This window comes from Mesorhizobium sp. M5C.F.Ca.IN.020.29.1.1, from assembly GCF_003997375.1.
Taxonomy (GTDB): domain Bacteria; phylum Pseudomonadota; class Alphaproteobacteria; order Rhizobiales; family Rhizobiaceae; genus Mesorhizobium; species Mesorhizobium wenxiniae.
Genome location: NZ_RZSW01000327.1, coordinates 1 through 6,958, shown reverse-complemented (window position 1 = coordinate 6,958; position 6,958 = coordinate 1). Strand labels below are relative to the sequence as shown.

At 61.4% G+C, this 6,958-nt stretch carries 7 protein-coding genes and 1 pseudogene; all 8 read right to left on the bottom strand.

What is annotated here, in order from left to right; genetic code table 11:
• Positions 1-236, bottom strand: a pseudogene (locus EOA85_RS22940) (nitrite reductase, copper-containing); the annotation flags it as partial.
• A gap of 230 nt (positions 237-466) precedes the next feature.
• On the bottom strand, positions 467-613 hold the full coding sequence (gene ccoS, locus EOA85_RS22935) for a cbb3-type cytochrome oxidase assembly protein CcoS (RefSeq protein WP_127211279.1): 147 nt from the start codon (positions 611-613) through the stop codon (positions 467-469).
• Positions 610-2,892 (bottom strand): cation-translocating P-type ATPase, encoded by a 2,283-nt coding sequence (locus EOA85_RS22930; RefSeq protein WP_127211278.1) that lies wholly within the window; start codon positions 2,890-2,892, stop codon positions 610-612. Before EOA85_RS22930 ends, ccoS begins: the two co-directional genes overlap by 4 nt.
• The gene (locus tag EOA85_RS22925) at positions 2,889-3,386 is read right to left on the bottom strand and encodes a FixH family protein (protein ID WP_127211277.1); all 498 of its coding nucleotides are present in this window, start codon (positions 3,384-3,386) and stop codon (positions 2,889-2,891) included. Before EOA85_RS22925 ends, EOA85_RS22930 begins: the two co-directional genes overlap by 4 nt.
• On the bottom strand, positions 3,383-4,942 hold the full coding sequence (ccoG, locus tag EOA85_RS22920; protein WP_127211276.1) for a cytochrome c oxidase accessory protein CcoG: 1,560 nt from the start codon (positions 4,940-4,942) through the stop codon (positions 3,383-3,385). Before ccoG ends, EOA85_RS22925 begins: the two co-directional genes overlap by 4 nt.
• A 214-nt stretch (positions 4,943-5,156) precedes the next feature.
• Positions 5,157-6,020 (bottom strand): cytochrome-c oxidase, cbb3-type subunit III, encoded by an 864-nt coding sequence (ccoP, locus tag EOA85_RS22915; RefSeq protein WP_127211275.1) that lies wholly within the window; start codon positions 6,018-6,020, stop codon positions 5,157-5,159.
• A 2-nt stretch (positions 6,021-6,022) separates the two neighbouring features.
• The gene (locus EOA85_RS22910) at positions 6,023-6,172 is read right to left on the bottom strand and encodes a cbb3-type cytochrome c oxidase subunit 3 (protein WP_127211274.1); all 150 of its coding nucleotides are present in this window, start codon (positions 6,170-6,172) and stop codon (positions 6,023-6,025) included.
• Positions 6,173-6,183: 11 nt separating this feature from the next.
• On the bottom strand, positions 6,184-6,915 hold the full coding sequence (gene ccoO, locus EOA85_RS22905) for a cytochrome-c oxidase, cbb3-type subunit II (protein WP_127211273.1): 732 nt from the start codon (positions 6,913-6,915) through the stop codon (positions 6,184-6,186).
• Between the last annotated feature and the right edge of the window lie 43 nt (positions 6,916-6,958).

The window sequence follows — 6,958 nt, the reverse complement described above, 5'->3', positions numbered from 1 at the left end:
TCGGCATCGATGACAACAGGCTTCTCCTCGATCGTCATGGTGAATTCGACGATCTTCGGGCCGCCCTTGGCGACCTGATCGTGCGGATGGACGAACGGCGGTGCCACGAGCTTGACCTTCTCGCGGGCAAGTGCCCCGATGTCTGCCGGGGCGAACGTTGCGGAAAATGCCGGCATCGCCGCCACGGCGGCAGCGCCGATGGCTGCTCCGAAGAGGGCTTCGCGTCGCGTGAACATGTCAGTCTCCTATCTATCAACCGTTGTGGATGAGTAGAATTTACCTGACCAGACGCATTGTTTCTTTGCGTTGGCGCAAATTGAGGAGTTAAAGCTTGGCGAGAGATAGACTTGGATACGGCAATCTTGCGCGTTATTCGAGTTTTTGGGTTGTGTTCGAGCCAGACACATGCAGTGGCGAAGTTTTCCGAACCAGCGCCGCTATCCGCACTTGGCTCCCGATCAGTTGTCTAGCTTTCGTCCCGATCGATCAGGATCCGCTCGGCAGCTCCGTCGAGATCCTCGTATTGACCGCTCCTCAAAGCCCACAGGAAGCCGGAGAGACCTAGCGCGCCGAGAAAAAGAGCTACGGGTATGAGATAGACAAGCGTCGTCATGAGGATCGTGCCAATGCGCCGGCAGTGGAACGTTTGCCGCGCGTACCAACCGTCTCGGGTGAGCTCGCGGCAAAGCCTTGCAGCCTCAGCGCATTGCCAATGACAAGCAGTGACGAAGCCGACATCGCGATTGCCGCGATCAGCGGCGTGACGTGCCCCAGAATGGCGATCGGCACGGCGATGGTGTTATAGACGATTGCTATGGCGATGTTTTGCCGGATCAGTCGTCCGGCCTTTCGCGAGATGTCGAGGGCAAGGGGTACTGCCGAAAGGCTTTCGCGCAGGAACACGAAATCCGCCGCTTTGCGGCCGACATCGGCCGCCGTGGCTGGAGCGATCGAGACGTGTGCCGCGCCCAGCGCAGGGGTGTCGTTGAGGCCGTCGCCAACCATCAGCACCTTGTGGCCGTCTTTCGCCAGCGTTTCGATATACTCGACCTTGCCCGAAGGGAGCAGCGCCGGAACAAAGTGATGGATGCCCAACGTCGCCGCGACCTCGCCGCAAGCAGCTGCGGTATCGCCCGACAGCATTTCCACGGAAACCCGGGCATTGTTCAATTGCTCGACGGCCGCTCTGGCGTCTGAACGCAGCGCGTCCTCGAAGACAAAGGACGCGACAATGATCCCATCTTTGGTCAGAACCGTTCCGCCGTATCCGCTTTCGCCGGCGGTTCGGGCCTTCCACCCGGCCCAGCCGCGCCGGCCAAGCCGCCAGGTGCTTCCCATGGCGGTAGCTTCGATCCCGAAACCAGGGTGCTCGCTGACGGACTCGAGCTTCGGCTGAGCAGCAAAGCCCGCAGCGCCGGCTATGGCCATTGAGAATGGATGGCGGGAATGCACGGCCATGTCGCCTGCGATGGCCAGCATGGCCGGATCGATGGACGACGCGTTGACGAGCCGGGGCTGTCCGAGCGTAAGCGTTCCTGTCTTGTCGAACACCGCCGTGTCGATCGCCGCCAGACGCTCCATGGCCGAACCATCCTTGACCATGACGCCGCTTTCGAACAGACGCCGCGCAGCGACCACCTGCACGATGGGCACGGCGAGACCGAGCGCACACGGGCAGGTGATGATGAGAACGGCGATGGCGATCGTTACTGCCTGGTGCCAATCGCCGGTCGCCGCCATCCAGCCAAGGAACGTCACCAAGGCGGTCAGATGGACCACTGGAGCATAGAGCGCTGAAACGCGGTCGGCGATCCTGCGATAATGCGCGCGACCGCCCTCGGCGGCTTCCATCAGCCGGACCATCTCGGCCAGGAAGGAATCCTTTGCGGCGGCTGTTGCTTCGATGATCAGCGGGCCTGTGAGATTGAGCGTGCCGGCCTGCACGGTTTCGCCTGATGACACGGTTCTGGGTGTGCTTTCACCGGAAACCAGTGAACAGTCGAGATCGGAAGAGCCTTGAATGATCTTGCCGTCGACGGGAATCCTTTCGCCGGCGGTGACCAGCAGCTGCAAGCCGGGTTCGATCTCCTCAACCGGCAGGTAGTCGCGCGAACCATCCTCGCGCAGCACCATGGCGCCCCGCGCCGCCAGCCGTGACAGGCCGTTCACGGCGGTCCGGGCACGCTCGCGCATCACGTGATCCAGCGTGCGGCCGATCAACAGGAAGAACAGCAGCGACACCGACGCATCGAAATAGGCGTGGTCGCCATGGTTGATGGTCTCGTAGAGGCTCATTGCGTAGGCGAGCGAAACGCCAACCGCAATCGGCACGTCCATGTTCATGCGCCCGTGACGCAACGCATTCCATGCCGATCGGAAATAGATTCCGCCGGCGAAGGCGAGCGCCGGGATAGCGATCAGCGCCGAGACCCAATGGAACAGGTCACGCGTCGCGCCTTCCGCGCCCGACCAGACCGAGACGGAAAGCAGCATGATATTGCCCGCAGCAAAGCCGGCGACCGCGACGGCCCGGATCAGTTCCGAAAGCGTCTTGTCTTTTTCATGAATCTCCGGATCGAAAAGATGCGCCGGGTAGCCCAGCAGCTCTAGTGCAGCGACGATGGGAGGAGCCTCGTTCCCACGCCACTGGACCGAGACCCGTGTGGTCGAAAGGTTGACACGAGCGCGCTCGACGCGATCGAGCTTTCCGAGAGCCGTCTCGATCGCCTGGATGCAGGCGGCGCAGTGAACCGTCGGCACCGACAGATCGGTCTGGCGAAGGTCATTGCCAAGCGAGCGGCTTGCCAACCTGATCTCTTGGCTCGATGGCAAGCTGGATGTCGCTCCGTCCAGATCCAGCGCCATTTCAGCGCCCGGCGCACAGCAGCTCATTGCAGTGCTCCGTGAGAAATCATGATCCGGCGAACGTCGCGATAAGATTCTGCCAGACCGGCATCCGTGTCGACTTCGACGATCCAGACGCCATCCCTTGGTGTGTGCCGCGCGGCAAATTCCTGGCCCGAGGCAACGGCGAGAGTGACGGCTTTGTCCGCGCCCTCGTAGGCAGGATGACGAAACAGCACCTTGACGCTACGCAAGGGAACCGGCTTGCCGGCGGCATCGCTGAGACTGTAGCGGACTTCGCCCCAAGAGATCGTCAATTTGCCGGTCCAGCCGAGTGCCGCCTGCGCACGCCCTTCCTCGGCCTTTCGGTTGAATTGCTGGCTGGCCACATAGGTGTTTTCGACGACAAGACCGGTCCAGCTTGTGCTGGCGAATGTCGCCATGGTCAGATTGACTGCGATGACCACACCAAAAAAGGCGAGAATGGTGGCCAGCATGTGCCTGCCGGTGAATTCGCGGGTTTTTTGCGTATTGGCGCTCATCTGGCGATCTCCGGGGCGTTGAAGGTGGCGGTGTATTCGTCGGTTTCGAAACTCGCCTTGTCCTCGACGCGGAATTTGAACGTTTGCGTTGCGCCTCCGACCCGGTCCGCCGGTTGGCGCACAAAAACCTTCAGCATCTTCAGGCGGTCGGGTTCGACCGCGACGGCGAAGGACCGGTCTGCCGGAAGGTCGATACCAACGACGCTCATTTCGGCTCCCCGCAGGCCCTGCATCGTAACAACGATCGTCCTTGGCTCGGGGATCATGTTGAGCAGCTTTACGGTGTAGCCGTTGCGGATTGAACCGTCGGACAGCGTGACGAATTGCGGGTTGCGGTCGTGCAGAACGTTGACCTCGAGCCGGTCGCGCGTCAGCAGCGAATAGAGCAGCGCAATGCCGACCGCCGACCACGCGCCCATGTAGATGAAGGTGCGCGGCCGGAAGATCTTGCGGATATGGAAATGGGCTAATTTTTCGGAGAATGCGCCGCCGTCGGTCCTGACGAGCGACGGGTTTGCCGAGCAAGAGCCGCCTGCAGTCGCCACCGCCATATTGGCGTTGTAATCGGACAGGGTCGCATAGGAGATCAGCCCGCGCTCCTTGCCGAGCTTGTCCATAACGCTATCGCAGGCATCGATACACAGCGCGCAAGTGATGCATTCGAGCTGCTGGCCGTCGCGAATGTCAATCCCCATCGGGCAGACGGCGACACAGGCATTGCAATCGACGCAGTCGCCGACCGGCTGCCCCGCGGCCTGGACCTTCTTGGCGTGCCGCGACCGAGGTTCGCCGCGCCAGTCATTATAGGTCACGGTGAGCGAATTTTCGTCGAGCATGGCCGCCTGGATGCGCGGCCAAGGGCACATGTAGGTGCAGACCTGCTCGCGCATCAGCCCGCCGAATGTGTAGGTGGTCGCCGTCAGCACGCCAATGGTGATGTAGGCGACGGGTGCAGCGGTGCCGGTAAAGACCTCGCCAATCAGCGTTGGCGCGTCGGCGAAATAGAAGATCCAGGCGCCGCCGGTCGCTGCCGCTATGGCCAGCCAGATCGCGTGTTTCGATACACGCAGCACAAGCTTGCGCGCGGTCCACGGACCGGCGTCGAGCTTCATGCGGGCATTGCGATCTCCCTCGATCGCGCGCTCCACAACCAGAAACAGATCGACCCATACGGTCTGCGGACAGGTATAGCCGCACCAGGCTCTGCCAACTGTGGATGTGATCAGGAAAAGGCCGATGCCGGCCATGACGAGAAGGCCGGCGACATAGAAGAATTCCTGCGGCCAAATCTCGATGAAGAAGAAATAGAAGCGGCGGTTGGCAAGATCGATCAGCACGGCCTGATCGGGAGCAAACGGACCTCGATCCCAGCGCAGCCAGGGCGTCAGGTAGTAAATGCCCAGCGTGATCGCCATCACCAGCCACTTGAAGCGGCGAAAGCTGCCCGAGGCGCGCTTGGGAAAGATCTTCTTGCGCGGTGCATACAGCGGCTGGCGGACCGTGGCGGAGTTGACCGCCTCGGCTTCGAGCCGTTCTATCTGCGTATTATCCAGCACGAGAAACTCCAGTCGCGCAGCTTATGATTCGGCGTGCGCAGTCGGACTTCGTTCTTCGGCCGGTGCGCGAAATGCCGCGTTGAACAAGCCTTGCCGCAGGGTGGTCTGCTGCGCGTTGATGCAAGTCAATCGCGAACGCCGGAATGCAGTCGAGACCCGGCGCAAGCCGGGCCTCGTCGCTTGGCTGGCGAAGGGTCGGGAATAGGACCCCCCTCTATTCCCCACCACCAAGCGAATGGATGTAGACCGCGAGCTCCTTGACCTTGGTCTCGCCGAGACGCTCAAGCCAGGCTGGCATGACGCCATGCTTGGGGGCGCGGATCTGCGCGGCGATTGCCGTTTCGTTCGACCCGTAGAGCCAGATCGCATCGGTCAGATCGGGCGCGCCGAGCTCTTTGTTGCCTTTTGCAGTGTCGCCATGGCAGGCCACGCAATTTTCGGCGAAAACCTTGGCGCCCGGCTCGACCAGTGTTGCATCTTGAACCGGGCCGGACAGGCTGGCGACATAGGTGCTGACCTGTGCGACCTGGTCGCCGGTGATGATCTCGCCAAAAGCCGGCATTTCCGACAGGCGTGTATCCGGAACGGATGCGAAGCGGATGCCGTGCGTGATCGTTTGCTGAATCTGCTCGGCCGTGCCGCCCCACAACCAGTCATCGTCATTGAGGTTGGGAAAGCCTTTGGACCCCTGGGCACCGGAAGCGTGGCACTGCACGCAATTGACCTTGTACGCAGCGCTGCCGGCGGCAACAGCGAATTCGCGCAGCGCGTCGTCGCCGGCAATCTCCGAAGCGGTTTTCGATTGTATCGCTGCGGCATACTTGGCCTTGGCGAGTTCGGCCGCGGCAAGTTCCTTCTTGACATCGTTGCGGCTCGAATAGCCGAGCACGCCCTTGGTCGCCGAGGTCAGCATCGGCCATGCCGGATAGGCGATGGTGTAGCCGATTGCCCAGACGATGGTGATGTAGAACGTTATGACCCACCAGCGCGGAAGTGGGTTGTTGAGCTCCCTGATGCCATCCCACTCGTGGCCGGTGGTGGAGATGCCCGACACTTCGTCGATATGCTCGTTGCTCATGATCAGTCGTCCTTGAGAGGGATGCGGGCGGCTTCATCGGCCTGCTTGCGGCTGCCAGGACGGAGTGTGAAGGTCACTACGCCGACGAAGAAAAGCGCCATGGCGAGCAGGGCCCAACTGTCGGCGAACTCCCTCATCCAATTGTAATCCATGGTATTTCTCCTCAGCGGTAGCCGGCGGCTTCGTCGTAGGTCTTGAAATCGACCAGCGTGCCGAGCATCTGCAGGTAAGCGACCAGCGCATCCATCTCGGTAACCTGTCGCGGATTGCCGTCGAAGTCGCCGAGCTTGGCCTTGGGATAGCGGCCTTCCAGGTCGGATGTGTCGGCATTGGGATCGGCCTGCGCAATCAGGTCACCTCTGGCGTGAGCGATCATGTCATCGGAGTAGGGGACACCGACGCGCCTGTTTGCGATAAGGTGCGTTGAGAAGTCCTTCACCTCGATTGGCGTATCCTTCAGGAAGGCATAGCTCGGCATGATCGATTCCGGCACCACCGAACGCGGCTCGACAAGATGCTGAACGTGCCACTCGTTCGAGTAGCGGTCTCCGACCCTGGCAAGGTCCGGCCCCGTGCGCTTCGATCCCCACTGGAACGGGTGATCGTACATCGACTCGGCCGCCAGGCTGTAGTGACCATAGCGCTCGACTTCGTCACGGAACGGCCTGATCATCTGGCTGTGACAGAGGTAGCAGCCCTCACGCACATAGATGTTGCGCCCCGCGAGCTCGAGCGGCGAATAGGGCCGCATGCCCTCGACCTTCTCGATCGTGTTGTCGAGATAGAAGAGCGGTGCGATTTCGACGATGCCACCGATCGTCACCACCAGGAGGGAACCAACGAGAAGAAGCGTGGCGTTCTTCTCGATGATCGCGTGTTTGTCCATCAAGCCCATTTTTGGCTCCTTATTGTGCGGGCTGAAGGGCAGGGATGGAGTC

Coding starts and splice junctions, on each gene's coding strand:
- ccoS (WP_127211279.1), bottom strand. CDS start 613: ATGACGACGCTTGTCTATCTCATACCCGTAGCTCTTTTTCTCGGCGCG.
- EOA85_RS22930 (WP_127211278.1), bottom strand. CDS start 2,892: ATGAGCTGCTGTGCGCCGGGCGCTGAAATGGCGCTGGATCTGGACGGA.
- EOA85_RS22925 (WP_127211277.1), bottom strand. CDS start 3,386: ATGAGCGCCAATACGCAAAAAACCCGCGAATTCACCGGCAGGCACATG.
- ccoP (WP_127211275.1), bottom strand. CDS start 6,020: ATGAGCAACGAGCATATCGACGAAGTGTCGGGCATCTCCACCACCGGC.
- EOA85_RS22910 (WP_127211274.1), bottom strand. CDS start 6,172: ATGGATTACAATTGGATGAGGGAGTTCGCCGACAGTTGGGCCCTGCTC.
- ccoO (WP_127211273.1), bottom strand. CDS start 6,915: ATGGGCTTGATGGACAAACACGCGATCATCGAGAAGAACGCCACGCTT.